29 protein-coding genes, 1 tRNA gene and 1 other RNA gene are annotated in these 26,119 nt (G+C 72.1%); 12 read left to right on the plus strand and 19 right to left on the minus strand.

The genetic code is table 11. The features are described from left to right. The first annotated feature begins 33 nt into the window (after positions 1–33). Both FHX46_RS23675 and FHX46_RS23680 read left to right on the plus strand, forming a co-directional pair. Positions 34–948 carry an ABC transporter ATP-binding protein gene (locus FHX46_RS23675; protein WP_167119103.1) on the plus strand — a complete coding sequence of 305 codons (915 nt, stop codon included), beginning with the start codon at positions 34–36 and terminating at the stop codon, positions 946–948. Next, the gene (locus FHX46_RS23680; RefSeq protein WP_167119105.1) at positions 945–1,703 is read left to right on the plus strand and encodes an ABC transporter permease subunit; all 759 of its coding nucleotides are present in this window, start codon (positions 945–947) and stop codon (positions 1,701–1,703) included. Before FHX46_RS23675 ends, FHX46_RS23680 begins: the two co-directional genes overlap by 4 nt. A gap of 2 nt (positions 1,704–1,705) precedes the next feature. On the opposite strand, the gene FHX46_RS23685 is transcribed toward FHX46_RS23680, so the two are convergent. From FHX46_RS23685 to FHX46_RS23695, 3 genes are read right to left on the minus strand one after another with little or no spacing between them, the layout of a single operon-like run. Next, positions 1,706–2,356, minus strand: coding sequence for a response regulator (locus FHX46_RS23685; protein WP_167119108.1), 651 nt, complete (start codon positions 2,354–2,356; stop codon positions 1,706–1,708). A 17-nt stretch (positions 2,357–2,373) separates the two neighbouring features. Then, a complete protein-coding gene (locus FHX46_RS23690) occupies positions 2,374–3,912 on the minus strand; it encodes a histidine kinase (protein WP_167119112.1) in 1,539 nt (512 codons plus the stop codon). A gap of 47 nt (positions 3,913–3,959) precedes the next feature. Further along, a complete protein-coding gene (locus FHX46_RS23695; protein ID WP_167119115.1) occupies positions 3,960–4,676 on the minus strand; it encodes a dienelactone hydrolase family protein in 717 nt (238 codons plus the stop codon). A gap of 27 nt (positions 4,677–4,703) precedes the next feature. On the opposite strand from FHX46_RS23695, the gene FHX46_RS23700 reads away from it, so the two are divergent. The 3 genes from FHX46_RS23700 to FHX46_RS23710 are packed head-to-tail and all read left to right on the plus strand — an operon-like array spanning position 4,704 to position 5,939. Continuing rightward, on the plus strand, positions 4,704–4,913 hold the full coding sequence (locus tag FHX46_RS23700; protein WP_167119118.1) for a hypothetical protein: 210 nt from the start codon (positions 4,704–4,706) through the stop codon (positions 4,911–4,913). Further along, positions 4,910–5,515, plus strand: coding sequence for a hypothetical protein (locus FHX46_RS23705; protein ID WP_167119121.1), 606 nt, complete (start codon positions 4,910–4,912; stop codon positions 5,513–5,515). Before FHX46_RS23700 ends, FHX46_RS23705 begins: the two co-directional genes overlap by 4 nt. A gap of 58 nt (positions 5,516–5,573) precedes the next feature. Beyond that, positions 5,574–5,939: a VOC family protein gene (locus tag FHX46_RS23710; RefSeq protein WP_167119124.1), complete on the plus strand. Its 366-nt coding sequence runs from the start codon at positions 5,574–5,576 to the stop codon at positions 5,937–5,939. Here the strand turns inward: FHX46_RS23710 and FHX46_RS23715 are convergent. From FHX46_RS23715 to hutH, 7 genes are all read right to left on the minus strand, one after another. Continuing rightward, positions 5,923–6,147: a hypothetical protein gene (locus tag FHX46_RS23715; protein WP_167099416.1), complete on the minus strand. Its 225-nt coding sequence runs from the start codon at positions 6,145–6,147 to the stop codon at positions 5,923–5,925. The two genes, FHX46_RS23710 and FHX46_RS23715, sit on opposite strands and share 17 nt — an antisense overlap. A 10-nt stretch (positions 6,148–6,157) precedes the next feature. Further along, on the minus strand, positions 6,158–7,276 hold the full coding sequence (locus tag FHX46_RS23720) for an inorganic phosphate transporter (RefSeq protein WP_167119127.1): 1,119 nt from the start codon (positions 7,274–7,276) through the stop codon (positions 6,158–6,160). An 83-nt stretch (positions 7,277–7,359) separates the two neighbouring features. Then, entirely contained in the window at positions 7,360–8,505 is a 1,146-nt protein-coding gene (hutI, locus tag FHX46_RS23725) for an imidazolonepropionase (RefSeq protein ID WP_167119130.1), read from the minus strand. After that, entirely contained in the window at positions 8,493–9,785 is a 1,293-nt protein-coding gene (locus FHX46_RS23730) for a formimidoylglutamate deiminase (RefSeq protein WP_167119133.1), read from the minus strand. The genes hutI and FHX46_RS23730 overlap by 13 nt, the downstream gene beginning before the upstream one ends. Then, positions 9,782–10,933 carry an allantoate amidohydrolase gene (locus tag FHX46_RS23735; protein ID WP_167119136.1) on the minus strand — a complete coding sequence of 384 codons (1,152 nt, stop codon included), beginning with the start codon at positions 10,931–10,933 and terminating at the stop codon, positions 9,782–9,784. Before FHX46_RS23735 ends, FHX46_RS23730 begins: the two co-directional genes overlap by 4 nt. Next, the gene (gene hutU / locus FHX46_RS23740; RefSeq protein WP_167119139.1) at positions 10,930–12,582 is read right to left on the minus strand and encodes a urocanate hydratase; all 1,653 of its coding nucleotides are present in this window, start codon (positions 12,580–12,582) and stop codon (positions 10,930–10,932) included. Before hutU ends, FHX46_RS23735 begins: the two co-directional genes overlap by 4 nt. Further along, complete coding sequence (gene hutH / locus FHX46_RS23745) at positions 12,579–14,090, minus strand: histidine ammonia-lyase (RefSeq protein WP_167119142.1); 1,512 nt, start codon at positions 14,088–14,090, stop codon at positions 12,579–12,581. Before hutH ends, hutU begins: the two co-directional genes overlap by 4 nt. 72 nt (positions 14,091–14,162) lie before the next feature. Here hutH and FHX46_RS23750 point away from each other — a divergent pair, with 72 nt between their 5' ends. Beyond that, the gene (locus FHX46_RS23750) at positions 14,163–14,945 is read left to right on the plus strand and encodes an IclR family transcriptional regulator (protein ID WP_167119144.1); all 783 of its coding nucleotides are present in this window, start codon (positions 14,163–14,165) and stop codon (positions 14,943–14,945) included. A 318-nt stretch (positions 14,946–15,263) separates the two neighbouring features. On the opposite strand, the gene ssrA is transcribed toward FHX46_RS23750, so the two are convergent. Next, positions 15,264–15,636: a transfer-messenger RNA gene (ssrA, locus tag FHX46_RS23755) on the minus strand. 155 nt (positions 15,637–15,791) lie between these two features. Here ssrA and FHX46_RS23760 point away from each other — a divergent pair. From FHX46_RS23760 to FHX46_RS23770, 3 genes are all read left to right on the plus strand, one after another. Beyond that, the gene (locus FHX46_RS23760) at positions 15,792–16,469 is read left to right on the plus strand and encodes a sensor domain-containing protein (RefSeq protein ID WP_167119147.1); all 678 of its coding nucleotides are present in this window, start codon (positions 15,792–15,794) and stop codon (positions 16,467–16,469) included. Positions 16,470–16,534: 65 nt separating this feature from the next. After that, on the plus strand, positions 16,535–17,602 hold the full coding sequence (locus FHX46_RS23765; RefSeq protein WP_390622659.1) for a sensor histidine kinase: 1,068 nt from the start codon (positions 16,535–16,537) through the stop codon (positions 17,600–17,602). Positions 17,603–17,653: 51 nt separating this feature from the next. Then, entirely contained in the window at positions 17,654–18,298 is a 645-nt protein-coding gene (locus FHX46_RS23770; protein WP_167119153.1) for a response regulator transcription factor, read from the plus strand. Positions 18,299–18,302: 4 nt separating this feature from the next. Here the strand turns inward: FHX46_RS23770 and FHX46_RS23775 are convergent, their stop codons facing one another. Continuing rightward, positions 18,303–18,674: a cupin domain-containing protein gene (locus tag FHX46_RS23775; protein ID WP_167119156.1), complete on the minus strand. Its 372-nt coding sequence runs from the start codon at positions 18,672–18,674 to the stop codon at positions 18,303–18,305. A gap of 78 nt (positions 18,675–18,752) precedes the next feature. Between FHX46_RS23775 and FHX46_RS23780 the strand changes: the two genes are divergently transcribed. The 3 genes from FHX46_RS23780 to FHX46_RS23790 all read left to right on the plus strand — a co-directional run bounded on the left by FHX46_RS23780 (position 18,753) and on the right by FHX46_RS23790 (position 20,901). Beyond that, on the plus strand, positions 18,753–19,208 hold the full coding sequence (locus FHX46_RS23780) for a MarR family winged helix-turn-helix transcriptional regulator (protein WP_167119159.1): 456 nt from the start codon (positions 18,753–18,755) through the stop codon (positions 19,206–19,208). 93 nt (positions 19,209–19,301) lie between these two features. Further along, positions 19,302–19,520 (plus strand): hypothetical protein, encoded by a 219-nt coding sequence (locus FHX46_RS23785; RefSeq protein WP_167119162.1) that lies wholly within the window; start codon positions 19,302–19,304, stop codon positions 19,518–19,520. Between the two features lie 97 nt (positions 19,521–19,617). Next, positions 19,618–20,901: an acyltransferase family protein gene (locus tag FHX46_RS23790; protein WP_167119164.1), complete on the plus strand. Its 1,284-nt coding sequence runs from the start codon at positions 19,618–19,620 to the stop codon at positions 20,899–20,901. Here FHX46_RS23790 and FHX46_RS23795 read toward each other — a convergent pair. The 7 genes from FHX46_RS23795 to FHX46_RS23825 all read right to left on the minus strand — a co-directional run bounded on the left by FHX46_RS23795 (position 20,891) and on the right by FHX46_RS23825 (position 25,896). Then, a complete protein-coding gene (locus FHX46_RS23795; RefSeq protein WP_167119167.1) occupies positions 20,891–21,781 on the minus strand; it encodes an amidohydrolase family protein in 891 nt (296 codons plus the stop codon). The genes FHX46_RS23790 and FHX46_RS23795 overlap by 11 nt on opposite strands. Further along, complete coding sequence (smpB, locus tag FHX46_RS23800) at positions 21,782–22,258, minus strand: SsrA-binding protein SmpB (protein ID WP_167099463.1); 477 nt, start codon at positions 22,256–22,258, stop codon at positions 21,782–21,784. Between the two features lie 40 nt (positions 22,259–22,298). After that, a complete protein-coding gene (gene ftsX / locus FHX46_RS23805) occupies positions 22,299–23,195 on the minus strand; it encodes a permease-like cell division protein FtsX (RefSeq protein WP_167119170.1) in 897 nt (298 codons plus the stop codon). A 46-nt stretch (positions 23,196–23,241) separates the two neighbouring features. Continuing rightward, a complete protein-coding gene (gene ftsE / locus FHX46_RS23810; RefSeq protein ID WP_017987098.1) occupies positions 23,242–23,931 on the minus strand; it encodes a cell division ATP-binding protein FtsE in 690 nt (229 codons plus the stop codon). A gap of 63 nt (positions 23,932–23,994) precedes the next feature. Next, on the minus strand, positions 23,995–25,098 hold the full coding sequence (prfB, locus tag FHX46_RS23815) for a peptide chain release factor 2 (RefSeq protein WP_167119173.1): 1,104 nt from the start codon (positions 25,096–25,098) through the stop codon (positions 23,995–23,997). Between the two features lie 71 nt (positions 25,099–25,169). Then, the gene (locus FHX46_RS23820) at positions 25,170–25,670 is read right to left on the minus strand and encodes a PadR family transcriptional regulator (protein ID WP_167119176.1); all 501 of its coding nucleotides are present in this window, start codon (positions 25,668–25,670) and stop codon (positions 25,170–25,172) included. Positions 25,671–25,819: 149 nt separating this feature from the next. Further along, positions 25,820–25,896 (minus strand) — tRNA-Met (locus tag FHX46_RS23825). Positions 25,897–26,119 lie beyond the last annotated feature (223 nt).

The following is a 26,119-nucleotide window of genomic DNA, read 5'->3' on the forward strand; positions in this document are numbered from 1 at the left end:
GCCCGGGCGCGCCCGGTTCCTAGGGTCGGCGGCATGATCACAGTACGAGCGCTGACGAAGCGCTTCGGCGAGAAGATCGCCGTCGACCAGCTCACCTTCACCGTGCCACCGGGCACGGTGACCGGCTTCCTCGGTCCGAACGGCGCCGGTAAGTCGACCACCATGCGCATGCTGCTCGGGCTCGACCGTCCCACGTCGGGCACGGCGCTCCTCGACGGGAAGCGGTACGCCGAGCTGCGGTGGCCGCTGCGCACCGTGGGCGCGCTGCTGGACGCCAAGGCGGTGCACCCGGGACGTTCGGCGGCCAAGCACCTGCTGGCGATGGCCCGCAGCAACGACATCCCGGACCGCCGCGTCGACGAGGTGCTGGCGACCGTCGGCCTGTCCGACGTGGCGGGCAAGCGGGCCGGGCAGTTCTCGCTGGGCATGGCACAGCGGCTCGGTATCGCCGGTGCCCTGCTCGGCGACCCTGCCGTGCTCCTGTTCGACGAACCGGTGAACGGGCTCGATCCGGACGGCGTGCGATGGGTGCGGCAGCTGATCCGGTCGCTGGCCGCGGAGGGCCGGACCATCCTGGTCTCCAGCCACCTGATGAGTGAGATGCAGCTGACCGCGGACCACCTCCTCGTGATCGGGAAGGGCCGCCTGCTGGCGGATGCGCCGTTGACCGAGCTGCTCGCAAGCGGGGCGGTGGTGCGGGTGCGCTGCGCGGATCGCGGCGACTGCGCGCGGCTGGCGGCCCACCTGCCCGGCGCCCGCGTCGAGGGCGATTCGGTGCTGGTGGTCGACGCATCGGTCGAGTCCATCGGCGACCTGGCGTTCGAGCTGGGCATCCGGCTGCACGGCTTGAGCGAGGAACAGGCCTCGCTGGAGCAGGCGTATATGGAGCTGACCGCGGACGCGGTCGAGTACGGCGCGGACTCCGCGCGGAAGGCTGGTGTGCGATGACGACCACGGCGGCGATCCGGTCCGAGTGGACGAAGTTCTGGTCGGTCCGGTCCACGTTCTGGGGACTGGCCGGCGCCATCGTGCTGATGCTGGTGTTCGTCCTGCCGTCGGCGATGTCGCTCGCCGCCAACCGCATCCGGGCGGGCTCGGCACCCGACCTGGTGGCCGGCGGCAACTTCTACCTGGCGGAATTCGCGGTGATCGCCCTGGCGAGCCTGTTCGTGGCCGGGGAGTACGCGACCGGCAGCATCCGTTCCACCTTGCAGTGGGTGCCCGTCCGCGCCCGCGTGCTGACCGCCAAGGCCGCAGTGCTGGCACCGGTGTTGTTCGTGCTGGGAGTGGTGGCCGCGGCAGGGGCGATCGCGGTGGCGACGCCGTTGATGGACGGCTTCGGCCGCGCGGCGTCCACCGGCGAAATCATCCAGGCGTGTGTCGCGAACGGCACCTACTTCGCCCTCACCGGACTGCTGAGCCTCGGGATCGGCACGGCGTTGCGCAGTGTCGCCGGGAGCGCCACCGTGTCGTTCCTGGTGATGGTGATGAGCGCGATGGTGGCCGGTTCGCTCGGACTGGGCGTCGCGGATTACATGCCGGGCATCGCCGGGGTCACCGCCTTCGTGCCGTCGGGACAGCCCAACCCCGTCTCCGGCGCCGTGGCGTCGTATCCGTCGTGGGCCGGGCTGGTGATCCTCGCCGTGTGGACGGCGGTCGCGCTGGCGGTGGGGCACGAGGTGCTGCGCCGCCGGGATGCGTGACCTCATGTCACCAGCCCGGCCTCGTGGGCGATGATCGCAGCCTGGACCCGGTTGCGGACGTCGAGCCGGCCGAAGATCGTGCTGACGTAGGCCTTGACGGTCCCTTCCACCACGAACAGCCGCTCGGCGATGTCCGCATTGGACAGTCCGGCGCCGACGAGGGTGAGCACCTCGCGTTCGCGATCGGTGAGGACGGTGATGCGCTCCCGGGCCGCGGCGGCCCGGGAGACCCGGTCACCCGACAACTGGGCGATCACCCGTTGCGCAACTCGCGGGGACAGGAACGCCGCCCCGTCGGCGACCGCGCGCACTCCGGCAAGCAGTTCGCGGGGGTCGCCGGACTTCAGCAGGAACCCGCTGGCACCACAGGTGAGCGCGCGCTCGATGTAAGCGTCCTCACCGAAGGTGGTCAGCATGACGACACCGGTGCCGGGCACCAGCGTGCGGATCTCCTCGGCCGCGGCGAGGCCGTCGAGGCGCGGCATGCGGATGTCGAGGAGCGCGACGTCCGGACGGGTGCGCCGGGCCTGCTCGACCGCCTCGCGGCCGTCTCCCGCCTCGGCGACGACCTCGATGCCGTCGTCGGCGGACAGGATCGCTGCCACACCGGCCCGGATCATGGCCTCGTCGTCGGCCAGCAGTACACGGATCACTTCGGTTTCCTCCCGGATCACGCGCCCTCGCGCACGTCGGTCAGCAGTTCCTTGCTCGCGAGCCGCTCGCCGTCGAAACAGAGGCGGTAGGCGTCCAGCCGGAGCTCGACGATGCTGCGCCCGGTGCCGTAGTACTCGCACCTCAGCCCGGGCGGCTCGGGCGCCGCGACGTGTGGCCCGCGTTGCCGGTGCGGCAAGACGGCGGCGACCTCGGCCCGGCTCTGGCCGGGTCGCAGCTGCTCGTAGCCGGCGGGGTCCAGCACGGACGTCTGCCACTGGTACTGGTAGGTGGCCCCCACCACCCCGAGCAGACCGGCCAGGATCGACGGCGGCACGACCAAGGCGGCGACCAGCCTGCGCCGCACCGTCCGCCGCACCTGACCGAGCTGCCGCGCCGACTCGGACTGCACCGGCTCGACGGGCGCGGGTGCCGAGGCGTGCGGCAGCCGCGCCACCACTTCGAAGCCGCCGTCGCGGGGGCCGGCGCTGAGTGTGCCGCCGAGCAGCCGCACCCGCTCCCCCAGGCCCACCAGGCCCCGCCGTCCGGAAACGGTGCCGGGCAGCGGCCCGGCCGGCGGCGGACTGTTGCACACCCGGACGACCGTCTCCGCCGGTGCTCGCGACACGGACACGGTCACGCCCGCGCCCGGGGCGTGTTTGGTGACATTGGTGAGGGCTTCCTGGACCACGCGATAGGCCGCGCGTTCGACCATCGGCGCAGCCGATCGGCCGCCGGCTTCGTCGTCCACTCCGGACACCTCGTCCTCACGCAGGACGATGTCCATCCCGGATTCCCGCGCCCGCTCCACCAGTGACGCGACACCGTCGTCCACGGGCTCGACCGGCGCGGCGTCCTCACGGAGCACGCCGATGATCTCGCGCAGCCGTTCCGTGGCCGCGGCCGCGCTTTCCCGCAGCGCCTTGGCTTCCGCACTACCGGACATCTCCAGCGCCGCGGCCCGCAGGGCGATCAGGCTCAGCTCGTGGCCCAGCGAATCGTGCATGTCGCTGGCGATCCGGGCCCGCTCACGAAGCCGGGCCTCCTCCGCGACGATCCGCTGCCGCAGCTCCAGCTCCTCCGCGCGCTGCCACCCGGACCGCACCAGTTCGTCCCTCGTGCGCATGTACCGCCCGAGCTGCCACGGCAGCACGGCGAACAACAGGACCCCGAACATCGGTCCCCAGTCGCCCAACTCGGCCCGGCCGGCCCCCAGCGACAACGGAAGGCTGATGACGCTGATCGCGACGAACGTCGCCAGCGCGGGCCGCGCCGACTCCATCCGGCGCCCGGCCAGGTACCCGAACGGCACCATCAGCAGCACCGGCCACGCCGGGACGCGGCCGGCGAAGTTGAACAGCATCGCGGCGCTGGAGGCCACCGCGACGGTCAGCGACAGCCAGGGGCTGCGCCGGGCGGTGGCGATCGCGAGGACGACCGCGACCAGCCCGGCGACCAGCTCCCACGGCTCGGCGTTGTGCCGGCTCTCGTAGAGCAGCACGGCGGCGGCCGGCACCCCGGCCAGCACCTCGGCTGCGCGACCCCAGAATCTCCCCACGTCCGGGACGCTACCCACCGAAGTGGAGCCGCGGTATCTGTCGAAAGTCAGATTTTCGTCGTCACCCGGATGAAATCCAGCACCTGCGGCCAGGAGATCGCGAACGCCCCGGCGTTGACCGGCTCACCGTGCCGCGTCCGGCTGGCGAAGCCGTGCTCGGCGCCCGGGTAGACGTGGATCAAGCTCGCTCCGGTGACCCGCCCCTGCAACGCGGCCTGCAGCTCGTCGAACCGCGCGCGCGGCACGAGCTCGTCCGCCGTCGGGTACAGCATCATCACCGGCGCCTTGATCAGACCGGCGTGCGCGACCGCGTCCATCGTGTGGTTGGGCGGCGTCTCGCCGGGAACCGTCGGGTGGTAGGCGACCACGTTGGCCACCCGGTGATCCCGGCCACCGAGGATCAGCGCGAACCGCCCGCCGAGGCACCACCCGATCACGCCGGCCGAAGCGCAGCCGAGCTCGCCGAGCAGGTGGTCCAGCAGCTGCGCCTGCTCGTCCAGCGCCACCGCGTCGTCGAGCTCGGGCATCTTCGCCAGCAGGTCCGGCATCGACGTGTCGTCGCTGCTCGGGCCGTGGAACGGGTCCCACACCAGCGCGGTGACGCCGGTGGCCGCGAGCTCGTGCGCCCAGTCCCGGACCTGCTCGCCGATGCCGGTCACCATCGGCAGCAGCAGCATCCCCGACTCGCTGCCCCCGGCGGGCCGCGCGAGGTAGGCGCCGAGGCCGTTGACGACGAGTCGTGACCTTTCGATGTCCTGTTTCATGCCGTGACATTAGGCATGATGATCGCCATGGCCGAACGCACCCTGACCGAACAGCTCGGCGCCGAACCGCCCCCGGGCGTCGCCGCGCTGGACCCGGCGCACCAGCGGGACCTGGCGGACGCGCTGCGCAGCGCCCGGCGGCGGCAGGCGGCGGCGCTGGCCAAGGCGGGCAACGACGCGCTGAAGTTCGTGCCCGCCCTGCTGCGGCCCGCGGTGCGGAAGGCGGTCGGCCTGTGACTCCTCAGGAAGCGGAGATCCGCAAGCTCGCGCGGGTGCTGGGCGTCGGCGCCGAACGGCTCGGCTACCTCGCCGAGGTGCCCGTGGCGGACCTGCGCGAGCTGCGGGAACGCGCCACGACCGTGTTGTTCGACGCGCACCTGGGGGTGCTGGAGCGGATGGCCGGTGCGAGCAAGCTGCTGCCCACGCCGGTGCTGGCGAAGATGGCCGAGCGGGTGTTCGGGCCGCTGCTCGCGGCACGCATCGCCGGCCTGGTCGAAGCGTCCCGCGGGGCGGAGATCGCGGGGCGCCTGTCGCCGTCGTTCCTGGCAGACGTGGCCGCCGAGCTGGACCCGCGGCGAGCGCGGGGCATCATCGCGAAGCTGCCGGCCGGCGTGGTCGTGGCGGTGGCGCGCGAGCTGACCGGGCGACAGGACTGGATCACCATCGCGTCGTTCGTGGACCACCTGCCCGACGCGACGATCGCGGCGAGCCTCCGGTTCATCCCGGACGCGGCGCTGCCCGAGGTCGCCGCCCTGCTGGACGACCCGTCGAAGATCGCGAAGGTGCGGGAGCTCCTGCCGCCGGAACGGGTCGCGGCGCTGCCGGAGCACCTCCGCTGAGTCACCGGGTTCCCATTTCGCCAAGCCGGCGCGGGCGGGCGCGCGGCACGATGGACGGGTGATCAACCGCATCATCGCCTACGCGGGCGCGACCGAACCGGCCGCGGCCAGGGATTTCTACGTCCGCCTCCTCGGGCTCGAGGAGGCCATGACCGACCCGGTGCTGACCCTGCGCTCCCCGGACAACCCGGCCGCGCAGGTCATCGTCCTGCCGGACGGGGACACTCCCGCGCCGTCGTTCGGTGTCGACGTCGGCGACCCCGCGGCCGTCGACGCCATCCACGACGCGGCGCGGCGCGCCGGGCGGCGGATCGTCTACCCCCTCACCGACGAGCCGTGGGGGGTGCGGCGGTTCTTCGTCGAGGACCCGGGCGGCACGGTGGTCAACGTGCTCGCCCACCTACCGGTCAGGCCGCCACGATGAGGTAGATCCCGTACAGCACGACGGCCGCGCACGCGGCGAAGCACACGCCCGCCGTCAGCGTGCCCGCCGCACCGGTTCCGCCGCTCTCCCGGTCGTCGGTGCGGGCGGCGACTCCCCGCACGCCCGCCGCGAACAACCCGGTGACCACGGCCACCGCCGCCAGGGCGGTCACGAACACGCTGCCCAGCGCAGCCCAGTCGATGTGCACGAACGCCTCCTCAGGCCGCCACGGGAACCGGCTGCTCGGCAGCCATCGACTCCGGCGTCACCGGGTTGCGCCGCGACCACAGCCAGATGCCCAGCGCCGCGGCCACCAGCACGAGGCCGACCACGACCGTGCCCACGGTGCCCATCGTCGCGACCTCGGCGGACACCGCGCCGACGGCGGCCGCGGCCGGCAGCGTCAGCAGCCAGGCCAGCGCCATCCGGCCGGCGACGCTCCAGCGCACCTCGGCGAGGCGCCGACCGACACCCGAGCCGATGATGCCGCCGGAGCAGACGTGCGTGGTGGACAGCGCGAACCCGAGGTGCGAGGAGGCCAGGATCGTGGCGGCCGCGCTGGTCTCCGCGGCGAACCCCTGGGGCGTCTGCACGTCGGTGATCTTGCGGCCCATGGTGTGGATGATCCGCCAGCCGCCCACGTAGGTGCCGAGCGCGATTGCGAGCCCGGCGCTGAGCACCACCCACAGCGGCGGACCGGATCCGGCGGCCAGCGCACCCGACGAGATCAGCGTCAGGGTGATGACACCCATGGTCTTCTGCGCGTCGTTAGTGCCGTGCGCGAGCGAGACCAGCGACGCCGACAGCACCTGCGCGCGCTTGAACGACTTGCTCACCACGTCCTGCCGCACCTGTGCGGTGATCCGGTAGACGAGGTAGGTGCCGACGACCGCGATCAGACCCGCCACCAGGGGCGAGGCCACGGCCGGGATCAGGACCTTCTGCACGACCTTGGCGAAGTGGACCGCGTCGGCGCCCGAGGCGACCCAGACCGCGCCGATCAGCCCGCCGAACAACGCGTGGGAGGAGCTGGAGGGCAACCCGACCAGCCAGGTCACCAGGTTCCACAGGATCGCGCCGACCAGTCCGGCGAAGACGACCACGGGGGTGACCTTGGTGTCGTCGACGATGCCGCCCGAGATGGTCTTGGCGACCTCGACCGACAGGAACGCGCCGACGAGGTTGAGCACGGCGGAGATGGTGACCGCGACCTTGGGTCTCAAGGCGCCGGTCGCGATGGAGGTCGCCATGGCGTTGGCGGTGTCGTGGAAGCCGTTGGTGAAGTCGAACGCCAGTGCGGCGACGATGACCACGAGGACGATCAGCGAGAGGTCCACACCCACCACGGTACCGTTCGGGTGATGGCCCCCCGCCGGTGGTCGATGAACTTCCGGTGAACTGGCCGCCGGAGTGATTTGCCTTACGCCACAGCGGAACCCTTCCGCCAGACGCGCCAGGTGAGCGGCACCCCGGGGCGGTAGGCGAGGTGCGTGCGCGCGGGCGCGTCGAGTACGTGCAGGTCGGCCCGGGCACCCGGGCGGAGCACGCCCACGTCGGTCCGGCGGAGCGCACGCGCCCCGCCGAGGGTGGCGGCGCGCACCGCCTCGTCGACGGACAGGCCCATCTGCAGCACGGCCGTCGCCACGCAGAAGGCCATCGACGTGGTGTACGAGCTGCCGGGGTTGGCGTTCGTGGCGAGCGCCACGGTCGCTCCGGCGTCGAGCAGCCTGCGAGCCGGTGCGAGCGGCTGGCGGGTGGACAGGTCGCACGCGGGCAGCAGGGTCGCCACCGTCTCCGACGACGCGAGCGCCGCCACGTCCTGATCGGACAAATGGGAGCAATGGTCCACGCTGGCGGCGCCGAGCCGCACCGCGAGCTGCACCCCCGGCCCGGGGCCGAGCTGGTTCCCGTGCACCCGCAGGCCGAGGCCGTGCCGGGCGGCGGCACGCAGGACCCGTTCCGACTGCGCCTCGTCGAACGCCCCGGTCTCGCAGAACACGTCGGCCCAGCGCACCGATCCGGCCACCGCGTCGAGCATCTCCCCGCACACGAGATCCACATAGGATTCCGCGTCCGACCCGGGTGGCACGAGGTGGGCGCCGAGGAAGGTCACCTCGTCGGCGACCGCGGCCGCGATCCGGGCGGACCGGGCCTCGTCGCCGACCGTCAGGCCGTAGCCGGTCTTGGTCTCCAGGCAGGTGGTGCCCTGCCGCGCCGCCTCGGCCACGTGGCGGCGCAGGTTCGCGGTCAGCTCGGCGTCGGTGGCCTTCCGCGTCGCCGCCGTGGTGACCGCGATGCCACCCGCCGCGTACGGCTGCCCGGCCATCCGCGCTTCGAACTCGGCGGTCCGGTCGCCGGCGAAGACCAGGTGCGTGTGGCTGTCGACCCACCCGGGCAGCGCGGCGCGGCCCTCGACGTCGACGCGTTCGTCCGCGTCGGGTGCCGCCGCGGCCGGACCGACCCAGGCGATCGCAGGACCGTCGAACACGATCGCGCCGTGGTGGATCGTGCCGAGTTCGTCGTCGTTCGTGGTGAGCTCGCCGATACCGGTGATCAGGACCGCCACAACGCCTCCACCTCGTCCGCCAGCGCCGCCGAGGGGCGGTCGACCAGCCGGTGCACCCGGTCGCGCACGACCCAGCGCCCATCGACCAGGACGTCGGTCACGTCCGCGGCCGAGGCGGCGAACGGCACGCCCGCGGGTTCGGTTCCCGCGGTGCGCACCGAGTCCAGTGCCACCACGACCAGATCGGCCGGCGCCCCGGCGGCCACCCGGCCGGCGTCCCACCCGATCGCCGCGTGCCGGGTCGCCGCGTCGACCAGCTCCGCGACGCCGAACCGCCCGCGTTCCCCGGCGGCGAGCCGTTCGTGCAGCTCGAGCGACCGCAGTTCGTCGAACGGGTCGATCACGGCCTGACTGTCGCTGCCCAGGGACAGCGGCACGCCCGCGTCCGCCAGGGGTCTCGCCGGACCGATCCCGTCGCCGAGGTCGCGTTCGGTGGTCGGGCAGAAGCACACGCCGGTCCCCGACCGGGACAGCAGGCCGACGTCGGAGTCCGTCAGGTGCGTCGCGTGCACGGCGACGGTGCCCGGCCCGAGGACGCCCGCGCGGTCCAGCAGCTCCGCGGGGGTGCACCCGTGGTGCGCGCGGCAGTCGTCGTTCTCGGCCCGCTGCTCGGACAGGTGGACGTGCAGCGGACCGGATCCGGTGCGGGCGAAGGACGGCAACTGGTCGGCGGGCACGGCGCGGACGGAGTGCACGGCCGCGCCCACCCGCGCGGCGCCGGGCTTGATCGCGCCGACGCGCGCTGCCCAGCCGTCCACGTCCCCGTCGCCGAAGCGGAGCTGCACACCGGACAGCTCGCGCCCGAACCCGCCGGTGAGGTAGCAGGTGTCGAGCAGGGTGAGCCGGATGCCGGCGTCCTCGGCGGCCTGGATCAGCGCGTGACCCATGGCGTTCGGGTCGGCGTAGCGCCGCCCGCCCGGCGCGTGGTGCAGGTAGTGGAACTCCCCGACCGCCGTGTACCCGGCGAGCGCCATCTCGGCGTAGACGCCGCGCGCGAGCCGGTGGTAGGAGTCCGGGTCGAGCCGTCCGGCCAGCGCGTACATCCGCTCCCGCCAGGTCCAGAACGTGCCGCGGTCGTGGTGCGTGCGGCCGCGCAGCGCGCGGTGGAAGGCGTGCGAGTGCCCATTGGCGAAACCGGGCATCGCCAGGCCGGTGAGCACCGTCCCCGACCGCGGCGCATCCGGGGTGATCGTGGTGAACCGGCCGTCGGCGATCTCGATCCGGACCCCGGACGCGACGCCGTCCGGCAACCACGCGTACTCGGCCCACAAGATCGTCATGTCGACAAGTCCTCCAGGACCCGGGTGAGCGCGACCACGCCCGCTTCCACGTCGGCGTCCTCGGCGAACTCCTCCGGCGCGTGGCTGATGCCGGTCGGGTTGCGCACGTACAGCATCGCGGTGGCCGTGTGCGCGGCGAGGATCGCGGCGTCGTGCCCGGCCCCGGTGGGCAGTTCGGGCGCGCCCAGCAGACCGGTGAGCCGGTCACACAGCGCGGGGTCGAAGGTGACGGTGCCACCGTAGGATTCCTCGGTGACCGTGACCGTGCAGCCTTCGGCCGCCGCGGCCGCCCGGGCCGCATCGGTCAGCTCCGCCACGACCTCGCGGCTGCGCCCGCGGGCGTCCAACCACAGGTCCACAGTGGAGGCGATGACGTTCGTCCCGCCCGGTCGCGGCACGAGCCGCCCCACGGTCGCTCGTCCATCCACTGTGGACGCGAGGCGGCGGGCGGCGAGCACCACTTCGGCCGCGGGCAGCATGGGATCGCGCCGGTCGGCCAGAATTGTCGTACCCGCGTGGTTCCCTTGACCGGTGAACGAGAACCGCCACCGCCCGTGCTCCAGTACCGTGCTCCCGACGCCCACCGGCACGTCCAGCGCCCGCCCCTGCTCGACGTGCAGCTCGACGAACGTTCCGATGCGGCCGAGAGCCTCGTCGTCGCGGCCCAACCGCGCCGGATCCACCCCGGCGCGCGCCGCAGCCTCGGCGAGCGTCACGCCGTCCGGATCGCGCAGCGCCCGCGCGCGGTCCGGATCGAGGGCGCCGGTCAGCAGCCGCGACCCCAGGCACGGCACGCCGAAACGGCCACCCTCCTCCTCGGCGAACACGACGACGGCGAAGGGCCGCGCCGGGCGCGCCGGCAGCCGCGACACCGCCTCCAGCGCACTCACCACGCCGAGCGGGCCGTCGAACGCGCCCCCGCCGGGCACCGAATCGAGGTGGCTGCCGGTGACCAGCGCGTCCGGTCCCGGCTCGCCCCACCACGCCCAGAGGTTGCCGTTGCGATCGGTCTCGACATCCAGCCCGCGGCGCCCGGCCTGCTCCCGGAACCACTCCCGCAGCTCGGTGTCCGCGCGGTCGAACACGTGCCGGGCGTACCCACCACCGGGAGCGCGGCCCACTGCGGCGAGGTCGTCGAGCAGGCTCACGCCTCCTCCCGCATCGGCACGCGCACCCCGCGCTCCGCCGCCACCTCGGCGGCGCGCTCGTACCCGGCATCCACGTGCCGGATCACGCCCATCCCCGGGTCGTTGGTCAGCACCCGCTCGATCTTCCGCGCCGCGAGCGGCGTGCCGTCCGCCACGCACACCTGACCGGCGTGGATGGAGCGCCCGATACCGACACCGCCGCCGTGGTGCAGCGACACCCAGCTCGCGCCGGACGCGGTGTTGACCAGGGCGTTCAACAGCGGCCAGTCGGCGATCGCGTCCGAGCCGTCGGCCATCGCCTCGGTCTCCCGGTACGGCGATGCCACGCTGCCCGCGTCCAGGTGGTCACGGCCGATCACGACCGGTGCGCTCAGCTCACCGCTCGCGACCATCTCGTTGAACCGCAGGCCGGCCAGGTGCCGTTCGCCGTAACCCAGCCAGCAGATGCGCGCCGGAAGCCCCTGGTACGCCACGCGTTCGCCGGCCATCCGGATCCATCGGGCGAGGGAGTGGTCGTCCCCGAACAGGTCGAGGATGGCGCGGTCGGTCGCGGCGATGTCCGCCGGTTCACCGGAGAGGGCGGCCCAGCGGAACGGGCCCTTGCCCTCGCAGAACAACGGCCGGATGTAGGCGGGCACGAAACCGGGGTAGTCGAACGCCCGCGCACAACCACCGAGCTTCGCCTCACCACGTAAGGAGTTGCCGTAGTCGAACACTTCCGCACCGGCATCCAGGAATCCGACCATGGCCCCGGCGTGCTCGGCCATCGACTCGCGCGAGCGGTCGGTGAACTCGTCCGGTTTCGCGGTCGCGTAGTCGTGCCAGTCGGCGACGTCCACACCGATCGGCAGATAGGCGAGCGGGTCGTGCGCCGAGGTCTGGTCGGTGACGACGTCCGCCTCGAGCCCGCGCCGCAACAGGTCCGGCAGCAGTTCGGCGGCGTTGCCGATCACGCCGACGGACACCGCCTCACCGGCCCGTTTGGCAGCGGTCACCCTGCGCACGGCGGAGTCCACATCGGACGCCAGCTCGTCGAGGTACCGGGTGTCCAGGCGGCGGCGGGCCCGCGCCGGATCGCATTCCACCACGAGCGCGGTACCACCGTTCATGGTGATCGCGAGGGGTTGCGCACCACCCATGCCGCCCAGCCCGGCGGTGACCGTCAGCGTCCCCTTGAGCGTGCCGCCGAACCGTTTCGCCGCCACGGCCGCGAACGTCTCGTAGGTGCCCTGCAGGATGCCCTGGGTGCCGATGTAGATCCACGAGCCGGCAGTCATCTGCCCGTACATCGTCAGGCCGAGCTGCTCCAGCCGGCGGAACTCGGGCCAGGTCGCCCAGTCGCCGACGAGGTTGGAGTTCGCGATCAGCACGCGGGGCGCCCACTCGTGCGTGCGGAACACGCCCACCGGTTTGCCGGACTGCACCAGCAGGGTTTCGTCCTCCGCCAGCTCGGTGAGGCACCGGGTGATGGCGTCGAAGCTGGCCCAGTCGCGGGCGGCCTTGCCGGTGCCGCCGTAGACCACCAGGTCCTGCGGACGCTCGGCGACCTCGGGGTCGAGGTTGTTGTGCAGCATCCGCAGCGCGGCTTCGGTCTGCCAGTTCTTCGCCGTCAGCGTGGTTCCGCGCGCGGCCCGGACGGTGCGGCTCATGCTTCCTCCAGTGCGGTCAGGACGGCTCCCGAACGGACGAGTTCTTCGGCGGCGGCGATCTCCGGCCCGAGGTGGCGGTCCGGCCCCGGCCCGGCGACGCGTTCCCGCAGCAGGTCGCGAACGGCGGCGGTGACCGGTGCGGGCCGCAGCGGAGCCCGGAAGTCCAGCGCACGAGCGGCGGTGAGCAGCTCGATCGCCAGCACCGAGGTCAGCCCGTCGACGGCGCGGCGCAGCTTGCGAGCCGCGGACCAGCCCATCGACACGTGGTCCTCCTGCATGGCGCTGCTCGGAATGGAGTCGACCGACGCCGGCACGGCCAGCCGTTTCAGCTCGCTGACGATCGCGGCCTGCGTGTACTGGGCGATCATGTGCCCGGAGTCGACGCCGGGGTCGTCGGCGAGGAACGCGGGCAGACCGTGCGAGCGGGACACGTCGAGCATCCGGTCCGTGCGGCGCTCGGCGATGCTCGCGACGTCGGCGAGCGGGATCGCCAGGAAGTCCAGCACGTAGGCGAGTGGCGCACCGTGGAAGTTGCCGTTCGATTCGACCCGCCCGTCGGCGAGGACGACGGGGTTGTCGATCGCGGCGGCCAGTTCCCGGTCGGCGACCAGTTCGGCGTGCGCGACGGTGTCCCGCGCCGCGCCGTGCACCTGCGGCGCGCACCGCAGCGAGTAGGCGTCCTGCCCGCGGGTGCATTCCGGACCGCGGTGACTCGCGACGATCGCGGAGTCCGCGAGGGCGGCGAACATCCGGCGCGCGGACACCGCCTGCCCGGGGTGCGGGCGCAGGGCCTGCAGGTCCGCGGCGAACGCCCGGTCGGTCCCGAGCAGCGCCTCCACGCTCATCGCCGCGGTCAGGTCGGCGGTGTCGAGCAGGCGGCGCAGGTCGTCGAGGGCGAGGACGAGCATGCCGAGCATCCCGTCGGTGCCGTTGGTGAGCGCGAGGCCCTCCTTCTCGGCGAGCGTCACCGGCTCGATCCCGGCCTCGGCGAGGGCTTCGGCCGCCGGGCGGCCGTCGAGCACCTCACCCTCGCCCATCAGCGCGAGGGCCACGGCCGCGAGCGGCGCGAGGTCGCCGGAGCAGCCGAGCGAACCGTACTCGTGGACGACCGGGACGATGCCGGCGTTGAGCATCGCGGCCAGCGTTTCCGCGGTCTCCGGACGGACACCGGTGTGGCCGGACGCGAGGGTGCGCAGCCGCAACAGCATCAGTGCGCGGACCACCTCCGGCTCGACCGCGGGACCGGTGCCGGCCGCGTGGGACCGGATCAGCGAGCGCTGCAGTGCGGTGCGCCGCTCGGCGGGGATGTGCCGGATCGCGAGGGCGCCGAATCCGGTGGAAATGCCGTAGGTCGGCTGGTCCGCGCCGGCGAGCGCGTCGATGTGGCGGCGGGTCTCGCCGAGCGTCTTGCGGACCTCGTCCGTCAGCTCCACCCGGGCACCGCCGCGCGCCACCGCGACGACCTGCTGCCGGTCGAGGGGCCCGGAGTCCAACCGCACTGTGCTCATCGGCCCATTGCACCTCCACCCGAGGACGGGCGGAGGTCGCCACCGGGTGGTTGTGTCTGGTATCCCAGACAGATGACGGATGTCCCCGCGCTCCGCCGCGGCCTGGCGGTGCTGCGGGTTCTGGCGACCCGGCCGGGGCCGATCTCCGCGGGGGCGATCGCCCGCGAGCTGGGGCTGCCGCGCTCCACGACCTATCACCTGCTCGCGGAGCTGGCGGCGGCCGGTTTCGTCGTGCACCTGCCGGCCGAACGCCGGTACGGGCTGGGAATCGCGGCCTTCGAGCTGGGCTCGGCCTACCTGCGGCACGATCCGCTGGAACGGCTGGCCACGCCGCTGCTGCACAAGCTCGCCGACCGGGTGGGGCACCCGGCGCAGCTGGGCGTGCTGCACGGGAACGAACTGCTGTACCTGGTGAAGGAGCGGCCGCCTGCGCCGGAGACGTTGGTGACCGACGTCGGGGTGCGGTTACCGGCTCACCTGCCGGCCAGCGGTCAGGCACTGCTGGCGCACCTGCCGCACACCCACGTCCGGGCGCTCTACCCGCGCGCCGCCGCGTTCGTGAGCCGCACCGGCCGCGGCCCGGCGACCCTGGCCGCGCTCCGGCGTTCGCTGGCGGCGGTCCGGTCCCGCGGCTGGGCGGTGGAGGACGGCCACGTGACACCCGATTTCGCGTCGGTCGCGCACGCGGTGTTCGACCACAACGGCAGCCCCCTCGCCTCGGTCGCGGTGACGTTCCGCCACGTCTGCCCAGCCGGCTGCGCCGAGACGTGGCCCGAGCTGGCGCACGAGGTGCGGACGACGGCGGACACGCTGACACGCCGCGTGGGCGGCCGGAACCCGGGCCAACTCCGCTGACCGAAGATGGCAGGAAAGGTCGCCTACGCGCCGTCGTGACCGATCTCCGCGCTCTGACCAGCCGCTACACGGCCGTCTGGAGGGACGCCGTCGAATTCACCGACTACGGGCGGTACGCGGGGCTGGACGAGATGGAGGCGCGGGTGACCGCCGCCCAGGAGGAGTTCGTGGCCTTCCCACCTCCCCCACGTAACCACCGGATGGGGGTCCAGGGGGCGAAGCCCCCTGGCGGGGGCCCGGGGGTCCGACCCCCCGACAACACAACGAAGGCCGAGACCGCCGCGAGCGTCCCCCGCGAGCAGGTCCCGGCCTTCGGCCGAGTGGAGGTGCCGGGAATTGAACCCGGGTCCTCTGGCGCCTTGCCTAGGCTTCTCCGTGCGCAGTTCGCTCTGCCTCTACTCGGCCCCACCGGTCACGCGAACAAGCCGGTGTGACGGGCCCAGCCGCTGTGGTTTTCCCATCCGGTCCCCGCGGCCGGGTCCGGATGGTGAGCCTCCTAGCTGATGCCGGCTACCGGGACGGAGGCGCTCCCGGGCCGACAGACTCGCACTCGCTCAGGCAGCGAGGGCGAAGTCGCGCTGACTATTAGTCTTGGCGCTTATTTGGTTACGACGACGCTTAACGGTGGTCTCTCGCCTGCACCGGCACGCTTCCCTTGACTCAACGTCCAGAGTCGAAACCGTTCACCCCCTTGATGGTGTTTCGCAACCAGCATAACGCCCCGGGCAACCGGGTTTGTTCCGGCGGGGTGGGGTTGTCCCTACTCCGGGGATGCCCGCGCACCCCATGGTTCACCAGCGGAAACCTCGCGATGCTGGTCACGTGCTCCACAGAGAGGAACGGACCATGACGGTGACCAATTCCGACGGCACCCGGCCGCGTCCCGCGGTGCTGGGTTCGCTGGGGTACCTGCTGAGCAACCTGCCGCTCGGCGTCGCCGGGTTCAGCGTGATGGCGGTGCTGTTCACCGCGGGCCTGGGCACCGCCGTGGTGTGGGTGGGCCTGCCGGTCCTCGCGGCCGCGGTGCTGATCGCCCGGGGTGCCGGGCAGCTCGAGCGCGTCCGGGTGCACCGGATGCTCGGCACCTACATCGCGACGCCGTACAAGCCGTTGCCGGCGGCCGGTGTCAAGGCCCGGTGGCTGGCGCGGCTCAGCGACGGCGCGACCTGGCGGGAAGTGCTCTACCTGGTGGTGTTGCTGCCGCTGGGGATCGCCGAGTTCGTCGTCGTGGTGACCGTCTGGTCGATCGGGCTCGCGCTCGCCGCGCTGCCGTTCTACTGCACGCGCCTGCCCGGCGGGGCCTACTTCTTCCCGTCCTTCGACTTGCGCTGGATCGTCGTCGATTCGCCGGTGGCGGCGCTGCCGTGGGCCGCGCTGGGCCTGGTCGTCCTGGCGCTGGCAGCCGTGGTCACCCGCGGTCTCGGCACGGCCCACGCCCACTTCGCCCGCGGTGTGCTCGGCCCGGGGCCGCGGGCCCGTCGCCTCGCCGGATCGGACATCGGCTCGCCGGCCCCGGTGGCATGATGAGCGACGTGGGGAGTCAGCCGATCGAGCAATCACGCCCGGGAGCGGCGAGGTCGATCGGCTACATGGTCGCCTCCTTCCCGCTGCGGCTGGTCCAGTTCGTGCTGGTGGTGACGCTCTCGCTGGTCGGCATCGCGACCACGGTGGTCTGGGTGGGCATCCCGATCCTGCTGTGGACCACGAGCATGGTCCGCGGTTTCGGCGACCTGGAGCGCCGCTGGGTGCGGAAGGTGCTGGGCACTCCCCTGCCGCCCGCGGACCGCGCGCCGGCCGAGGGCAATCTGCTGGGCCGCTGGCGGGGCCGTCTGGTGGACGGCACCACGTGGCGCGACCTGGCGTACCTGTTGGTGGCGTTCCCGCTCAGCGTCGTGGAGTTCGCGGTCGGCCTGGTGTCGATCATCCTGGTGCCGATGGCGATCTGGGTCGCGCCGTGGATCGGCTGGATGCACGGCTCGCTCGCGATCGCGCTGCTCGGCCCGAACCGCGCGGAACGGCTGCAGGTCAAGGCGCAGCAGCTGCAGGCGTCGCGGGCCCGCGGGGTGGACGCGGCAGAGGCCGAACGCCGCCGCATCGAGCGGGACCTGCACGACGGCGCGCAGCAGCGGCTGGTCGCGGTGGCGCTGAACCTGGGCCGGGTGAAGAACAAGCTGGACCGGGATCCGGAGGCGGCGCGCGCGCTGATCGACGAGGCCCACACCGATGCCAAGCTCGCGGTGTCGGAGCTGCGGGACCTCGCGCGCGGCATCTACCCGGCGGTGCTCGGCGATCGCGGCCTGGACGCGGCCCTGTCCGCACTGGCGGCGAAGACGCCGATCCCGGTGGAGGTGACGGTGGACATCGAACCGCGCCCCCCGGCGGCGGTGGAAACCACCGCCTACTTCATCGCGGGCGAGACGCTGACCAACGTCGCCAAGCACTCCGGCGCGACAGAAGCGCAGGTCAAGGCGTGGCGGACGGACGACAAGGTGGTCGTCGAGATCACCGACAACGGGCACGGCGGGGCGGAGGTCCGGCCCGGTGGCGGGCTGGCCGGGCTGGCCGACCGGGCCGCGACGATCGACGGTGTGATGACGGTGGTCAGCCCCCAGGGCGGGCCGACCGTGGTGCGAGCCGACCTGCCGTGCACCTGGTGACCCCGTTCGTGAGTGAATAGGGCGGATTCACTCACGAACCGGGGGTTGCGGATGCGGGTGGTGATCGCGGAGGACGCGGTCCTGTTGCGTGCCGGGGTCGAGCGGCTGCTCGCCGACGAGGGCATCGAGACGGTCGCCGCGGTGGAGACGGGGGACGCGCTGGTCGGGGCGGTCACCGAGCACAAGCCGGACCTGGCGATCGTCGACGTCCGGATGCCGCCGACGTTCACCGACGAGGGCCTGCGGGCCGCGCTGGCCGCCCGCGAGACGGTGCCGGGCCTGCCGGTGCTGGTGCTGTCGCAGTACGTCGAGGAGAGCTACGCGGTCGAACTGCTCTCCGGCGGGGCCGGCGGGGTCGGCTACCTGCTGAAGGAACGCGTGGCCGACGTGGCCGACTTCCTCGACGCGGTTCGCCGGGTCGCGCGGGGCGGCACGGCCATCGATCCGGAGGTGATCGCGCAGGTCATGGCCAGAGGGCGGAAGAACCCGCTGGACGCGCTGACCGCGCGGGAGTCCGAGGTGCTCGGGCTGATGGCGCAGGGCCTGTCGAACTCGGCGATCGCCGCCCGGCTGGTCGTCTCGCACGGCGCCGTGGAGAAGCACATCGGCAACATCTTCGCCAAGCTCGGGCTGGAAGCCAGCGCCGAGGAGCACCGCCGGGTCCGCGCGGTCCTCACCTACCTCGGCCGGGCCTGACCACTCAGCTCGCCCACGGCGGCACGACCGTGGTGCCGCCGACCCGGCCGACCATTCCCGCCGACGTGCACACGGTGGCGCGCGCCGGTTCCGCGCCCGGGTTGCCCAGGCGGAACAGGGTGTCCGGGGGCACGATCATCGCGTCCCCCGGCGTGAGCCGGTGCGTCTCGCCGCCGAGGACCACCTCCAGCGCGCCGGAGTCGAGTACGAAGACCTCCTCGCGGCTCACCGAATGCTCCTCGCCGGTAACGCCCGGGGCGAGCTCCAGCGACCAGACGGCCAGCTCGACGGCTCCGCGGCTGGGCACGGCTAGCGGGCGGAACACCGCGCCCGCGCGCTCGAACCGGGGCGCTTCCGCCAACGTGGCAACAGGCATCACGACCTCCAAGTAGTCAAGTAGCTTTACCAGTCGTACGGTAAAGCAGCTTGACCATACAGTCAAGGAGGTTGACCATTGACCGCCGGGGACATGCCGGGGCTGCTCGCGCTCACGTTCCGCGCGCTGATGGACGAGATCCACACGCACCTCGCCGAGGAGGGATTCGCCGACGTCCGGCCCGCACACGGGTTCGCTTTCCACTTCCTGTCCCACCGCCCCGCCACCGCCGTCGAGCTGGGCGAGCACCTCGGTATCACCAAGCAGGCCGCCGTCCAGCTGGTCGACGAGCTCGCCGCCCGCGGGTACGTCGAGCGCCGCCCGCACCCGACCGACCGGCGCAGCCGCCTGGTCGTCCTCGCTCCCCGGGGCCGGCAGTGTGTCGATCGGGTGGTGGCGCTGTCACAGGCCGCCGAAGCGCGGTGGGCGGACCTGATCGGCGCCGACGCGTTCGCCCGGCTGCACCAGGGGTTGTCCGCGTTCGCGACGGAGATGGCGCGGCATCGGAGCGTCACCGTCCGCCCGGTGTGGTGAACCGCTCCTCACCCGTTCTGACGGCGGCGCCGGGCGGGCACCCTCACCTACCATGGGCGGACGTCGCCGTCGTTCCCCTACGAGGAGGGCTCCATGACCGAAGAGAACGTCCGGTTCTTCGGCGGCCCCCTCGACGGCCGGGTGCAGACGCTGGACGACCCGGTGAGCGGCACGATCGTGCGGCACGTCCACCTGCACGAGGGCCCCAAGATCGAGACCTTCTACCAGCTCGGCTTCACCCCGGAGTCCGGTTGGGAGTACCGGCTGTGCGGTCTGCCCGCCACCGAGGTCGGCGAGGCCCGCGAGCGGTAGGTGGGGCCTGCCCCACCACGATCCTGCACCTGACCCCCGGAAGAAGACGGCGGTCTGCCCGGCTGTGCCGGAAAGCCGCGCCGACCAGGCTCTACCCATGCGACAAAGCCTGCGGCAAGCCCCAGCCGGAGCCCGCGACACCTTCCTCGACGTGGTCCGCGCGACCGCGATCCTCGCGGTCATCGGACAGCACTGGCTCATGCCGGTGCTCAGCTACGACCACGGCACCCTGGCCACCGGCAACGCCCTGACCACCCCGGGCTGGTGGGCGCTGACCTGGCTCTCGCAGGTGATGCCGATGGTGTTCTTCGCCGGCGGTGCGGCGAACCTGTTGTCCCTGCGCCGCGCGGCGTCGACCCGGGACTGGCTGTCCACGCGGCTGAAGCGGCTGCTGATCCCGGTCCTGCCGTTGTTCGCGGTGTGGCTGCTCGCCCCGGACCTGTTGCGTGATCTCGGCGCACCGGAGCAGCCGGTGCAGATCGCCGGTGCGATCGCCGGGCAGCTGCTGTGGTTCCTGGCCGTCTACCTGATCACCGTCGCCGCGACACCGCTCATGCTCGCCGCGCACCGGCGCTGGGGCCTGGGTGTCCCGCTGGCGCTGACGGGGCTCGCGGTGATCGTCGACATCGGACGGTTCGAGGTGTTCGGCCCGCTCGGGTACGCCAACGCCGTGTTCGTGTGGCTCGCCGTGCACCAGCTCGGCTTCCACTACGTCGAGGGCCGTCTCGCGACGTTGAGCCGGCGCGGTGCGGCGGGGCTGGCTGTCGCCGGGTTCGGCGTGACTGCGCTGGCCGTCGCGTTCGGCCCGTATCCGGGCAGCATGATCGGCATGCCGGGGGCGCCGGTGTCGAACATGAGCCCGCCGACGGCGGTGCTGATGAGCCTCGCCGCCGGGCAGATCGGGTTCTGGCTCGCGCTCAAGCCGACCCTGACCACGCTCGCCGAGCGCCCGGCGGTGGCCGCCGTGCTGCGCTGGAGCGGCCCGCGGTTCATGAGCCTGTACCTGTGGCACATGCCGGCGCTGGTCGTCGTCGCGGGTGTCGCAGTGCTGGGCTTCGGCTACACCACGCCGGAGCCGGGCAGCGCCGACTGGTTCGCCGTCGCCCCGGTGTGGGTGGTCGCCGCTGCGGTGGTGCTCGCCGGGTTGCTGAAGGCGTTCGGCCGCTTCGAAACCCGGCCGTCCCCGGGCGGTGCGGTCGCGACCGGACAGCTCGCCGCCGCAACCGTGCTGGCCTCCGGCGGGCTGCTCGGCCTGGCCGCCCACGGGTTCACCGCGCCCGCCCACGGCGGCTCGCTCTCCGGGCCGCTGCCCTGGGTCGCGCTGGTGCTGGCCGCGCTGCTGCTGGTGAGCAAGCCGGTGCGGGTGGCCGTCAGAGGTTGAGCAGTTTCGCGGGGGTGTCGTGCAGGACGGCCCGCAGGAAGTCGTCCCCGAGGCGGTCGTCGGCAGCCCAGCCGGCGACCGCCCGCAGCTGGGTGGCATAGGAGTACGGGATGTTCGGGAAGTCCGTGCCGAGCACGACCCGGTCGGCGACGTCCACCAGCCGGTCCGTCCAGTGCGGCGGCAGCGGCATCAGCGACTCGGTGAACGGGACGCCGACCATGGTGGTGTCCAGGTGGACGCGCGGGTACCGCTCGACCAGCGCGAGCGCCTCGTCGTACTCGGGCATCCCGGCGTGCGCGAGCACCGCGGTCAGCCGCGGGTGCTTCGCCAGCACCTCGCCGAACACGTCGAGCCCGGTGTGCGGGCCGCGGTGGGGACCGTGGCCGGCGTGCACGACGACCGGCACCCCGGCCTCGGCGAGCAGGCCCCACGCCGGGTCCAGCAGCTCGTCCCGCGGGTCGTAGGCACCCACCTGGACGTGCGCCTTGAAGCAGCGGACGCCGGCCCGCAGCGCCTCGGCGACGTAGGTGGCGGCCGAAGGCTCGGGGTAGAACGTCGCGGTGGGCACGGCAGCCGGCACGCGCTCGGCGAACTCGCGCAGCCACCCGTTGAGCCATTCCGCCATGCCCGGCTTGTGCGGGTAGGCCAGCGGTGCGTACCGCAGGACACCGAACGACTCCAGCAGCGCGACGCGCTCGTCCTCGGACACCCGGTACTGAATGGGCCAGTCGTAGCCGGCGCGCTCCCGCATCGTGTCGAAGTACGCCCAGACCTTGACCAGCATCCGCTCGGGCAGGAAATGCAGGTGCAGGTCGACGAGCCCGTCCAGGCCGAGGCCGCGCACCCAGGCCGCGATGTCCTCGTCGCGCTCCGGCCCCACCTAGCGGCGGCCCTTCAAGGCGCGGCCCACGGCCCGGCTGATCTCCCGCTGGGCATCCCGCTTGGCCAGGTCCTGGCGCTTGTCGTAGGCCTTCTTGCCCTTGGCGAGGGCGAGCTCGACCTTGACCTTGCCGTCCTTGAAGTACATCGACAGCGGAACGAGCGACAGCCCGCCCTCCTTGGTCTTGCCGATCAGCTTCTCGATCTCGCCGCGGTGCAGCAGCAGCTTCCGCTTGCGCCGCGACTCGTGGTTGGTCCACGTGCCGTGCTCGTACTCGGGGATGTGGACGTTGCGCAGCCACACCTCACCGTCGTCGACGGTGGCGAACGCGTCGACGAGCGAGGCGCGGCCCGCGCGCAGGCTCTTCACCTCGGTGCCCACCAGCGCGATCCCGGCCTCATAGGTGTCCAGCACCGCGTAGTCGTGCCGCGCGCGGCGGTTCGACGCGATCACCTTGGAGCCTCGTTCCTTGGGCATAGGTCCAGGTTATCCCACACGTCCCGGCCCGGGCACGGCGTTAATGCCGGACGTAGAGCCGCAGCGTGACGTAACCGGTGGTGGCCGAGATGATGATCGACGCGAGGAGCAGCCACGGCGCCACCACGATCACGTCGAGCACCTGGACGTTCGGGATGATGCCACCGGTCACCGACAGGATCCGGTCGACGAAGGCGAACTTGGCCCCGATCAGGCCGCCCACCGCGATCGCCCAGCCGACCACCCCGGTGACGACCGCCTCCAGCAGGAACGGCAGCTGGGTGTACCAGCGCGTGGCGCCGACCAGCCGCATGATGCCGACCTCCTTGCGGCGCGTGAACGCCGAGATCTGCACCGTGTTGGAGATCAGCAGCAACGCCGCGAGGGCCTGGATCAGGGCGACGACGAACACCCCGTCGCGGACACCGCCGAGGACGCCGAAGAAGCGGTCCAGGAACTGCTTCTGGTCGTCCACCCTGGACACCCCGGGGCGGGCGCCGTACTCCTGGGTGATGACGTCGCTGCGGCCCGGGTCCTTCAGCTTGACCTGCAACGAGGCCGGCAGCGCCTCGGGGCGGGCCGACTGCACCAGGATCGGGTTGTCCTGGAACAGCCGCTTGAACCGCTCGTAGGCCTGGTCGCGGTTCTCGAACACGACGGACTCGACGGCCGGGTTGCTGTTCAGGTCGGCCCGCAGTCCACGGCAGGGATCCTGGGTGCAGGTCTTGTCGTTGGCGCTGACGTCCTGCGTCAGGTAGAGCGACACCTCGACGTCGGCCATGTAGTTGACCTGCATCTTGTCGATGGTCCGCACGATCAGCAACCCGCCGCCGAGCATGCCGAGCGAGATGGCCGTAGTGATGATCATCGCGATGGTCATCGTGATGTTGCGGCGCAGGCCGGTGAAGACCTCGCTGAACACGAAACTGGCACGCATCGGGGGGTTGGTTCCTCAGGTCGGGGGCAGGCGGGGGTGGGGGCGACTAGCGGCCGACGCCGTACACGCCCCGGGCGTCGTCACGGATCACCTTGCCGAGCTGGAGCTCGACGACCCGGCGTCGCATGGAGTCCACGATGGAGTGGTCGTGCGTGGCCATCAGGACGGTGGTGCCGGTGCGGTTGATGCGCTCCAGCAACAGCATGATGTCCTGGCTGGTGTCGGGGTCGAGGTTCCCGGTGGGCTCGTCGGCCAGCAGCACGAGCGGCCGGTTGACGAACGCGCGGGCGATCGCCACGCGCTGCTGCTCACCGCCGGAGAGCTCGTGCGGCATCCGGTCGGCCTTCCCCTCCAGCCCGACCAGTTCGAGGACCTCCGGTACCACCTTCTTGATGGTGTGCTTCGGCTTGCCGATGACCTCGAGCGCGAACGCGACGTTCTCCGCGACGGTCTTGTTCCCGAGCAGCCGGAAGTCCTGGAAGACGCAGCCGATGGTCTGCCGCAGCCGGGGGACGCGGCGGCGGGCCATCTTGGCCACGTCGAAGTTGGACACGAAGACCCGGCCCTTGGTGGGGACCTCCTCGCGCAGCAGCAGGCGCAGGAACGTCGACTTGCCGGACCCGGAGGGCCCGATCAGGAAGACGAACTCGCCCTTGTCCACGTCGACCGACACGTTCTCGAGCGCGGGACGTGTCGATGTCTTGTAGACCTTGGAGACACTGTCGAGCCGAATCACGGTGCGCCATCCTACCCATCGGCCCCGTCAAGCCCCGGTTGGCCTATTGCCACGGCGCGGCGATCACGCAGCGTTGACCTGCTTGCGCCAGCGGATCCCGGCCTCGAGGAAGTCGTCGATCTCGCCGTCCAGCACGGAGCTGGGGTTTCCGACCTCGTGCTCGGTGCGCAGGTCCTTCACCATCTGGTACGGGTGCAGAACGTAGTTGCGCATCTGGTTGCCCCAGCTGGAGCCGGAGTCCTTGAGGGCGTCGAGCTCGGCGCGCTCCTCCTCCTTCTTCTTCAGCAGCAGCTTGGCCTGGAGGACCTTGAGCGCGGCGGCCTTGTTCTGCAGCTGCGACTTCTCGTTCTGGCAGGACACGACGATGCCGGTGGGCAGGTGCGTGATGCGCACGGCCGAGTCGGTGGTGTTGACGCTCTGCCCGCCGGGGCCGGAGGAGCGGAACACGTCGACCCGGATGTCCTTCTCCGGGATCTCGACGTGGTCGACCTCCTCGACCTCGGGCAGCACCTCGACGTGCGCGAACGACGTCTGGCGGCGGCCCTGGTTGTCGAACGGCGAGATGCGGACGAGCCGGTGGGTGCCCTGTTCGACGGAGAGGGTGCCGTAGATGTAGGGGGCCGCGACCTTGAAGGTGGCCGACTTGATGCCGGCCTCTTCCGCGTAGGAGATGTCGTAGACATCGGTCGGGTAGCCGTGGCGTTCGGCCCACCGCAGGTACATCCGCAGCAGCATCTCGGCCCAGTCGGCGGCGTCGACCCCGCCGGCCTCCGCGCGGATGGTGACCACCGCGTTGCGGTCGTCGTACTCGCCGGAGAGCAGCGTGCGGACCTCGAGGGCGTCCACTTCGCGCGCGAGGCGGGTCAGCTCGGACTCGGCCTCGGCCTTGCTGGCGTTGTCACCCTCGGCCTCGGCGAGCTCGTGGAGCACCTCGAGGTCGTCCAGGCGCTGGCGCAGGTCGGTGACCCGGCGCAGCTCGGCCTGCCGGTGGGACAGCTGGCTGGTGACCTTCTGCGCGGCCTCCGGGTCGTCCCACAGGTTGGGGTTGGACGCCTGCTGTTCCAGGTCAGCCACCTGGGCGCGCAGGCCGTCGAGGTCCATGACGGACTCGACCTGCGTCAGCTTGCCGGCGAGGTCCTTCAGGTCGGCTGCGAAGTCACCACTCACAACCTTCAAGGTTACGGCACGAGGCGCGGCCGGTTACGGGAACCGGCCGCTTGGTGCCTCGTGGCCGCCGGTCAGAGGGCGTTGACCGCGTCGACCAGCTTCAGCGCCCCGCGGACGCACTGCTGGCGGTACTCGGCGGTCGCCTTGCTGAGGGGGTCGTCGGCGGCCTTGACCGCGGCCTTGGCCTCGTCGAGTTCCGCCTGGTAGGCGGCCCGCGCCGTGTCGATCAGGGCGCCGCGCTGCTTGGCGGTGAGCGAGCCGGCGTGGACGAGGCGCAGGATCAGCGGGCTGCGGAAGTGGTCGGGACCGGCCTCGGAGGCCAGCCACGCCTTGAACGCCTTTTTCCCGGCGGCCGTGATCACGTACTGCTGGCTGGAGCGCGGTCCCTGCTTGCCGAGCCGGACGAGCCCTTCCTGAGCGAGGGCGGGCAGCTCACGGTAGACCTGGCTGCGGGTGACGCTGAAGAACGCCCCGAACCGCTCCTCCGCCGCCGCAACCAGCTGCCCCCCGGTGGCCGGACCGTCCTGGAGCAGGCCGAGCAGTGCCGCTGCTGTTGCATTGAGTTCAGACACCCCTCCACGGTGCCACTTTTCCGCGGATCTGTCCACTGTGGTCAAGGACAATGTCCACAAAGGCCATTACCTTCCCCCGTCCGGCGCAACCGGCGGTGGACCAGGCGCACGAAAACGGCCCGGTTCTGATGAACCGGGCCGTTTTCCACTGGTAGCGGGGACAGGATTTGAACCTGCGACCTCTGGGTTATGAGCCCAGCGAGCTACCGAGCTGCTCCACCCCGCGTCGTGGACACCACTATACACACCCCGGGCAGCTCCTCCGCCCCACCCCCGACCATCCCGAGTGGACGCCCCCGGGCACGCCCCGTGCCCACTCCCCCACCACCCGCAGTCCCGCCGGCTCACCCGTCCGGCGGCGCGCCGGCGGCACCGGCCCGCACCCGATCCGGGACGTGGGCAGCGACTCTGCAACCGATTGCAGCTCGGGCTCGGCAAACACCGCCGCA

The sequence above is a fragment of the Amycolatopsis viridis genome (assembly GCF_011758765.1).
Classification (GTDB): Bacteria; Actinomycetota; Actinomycetes; order Mycobacteriales; family Pseudonocardiaceae; genus Amycolatopsis_E; species Amycolatopsis_E viridis.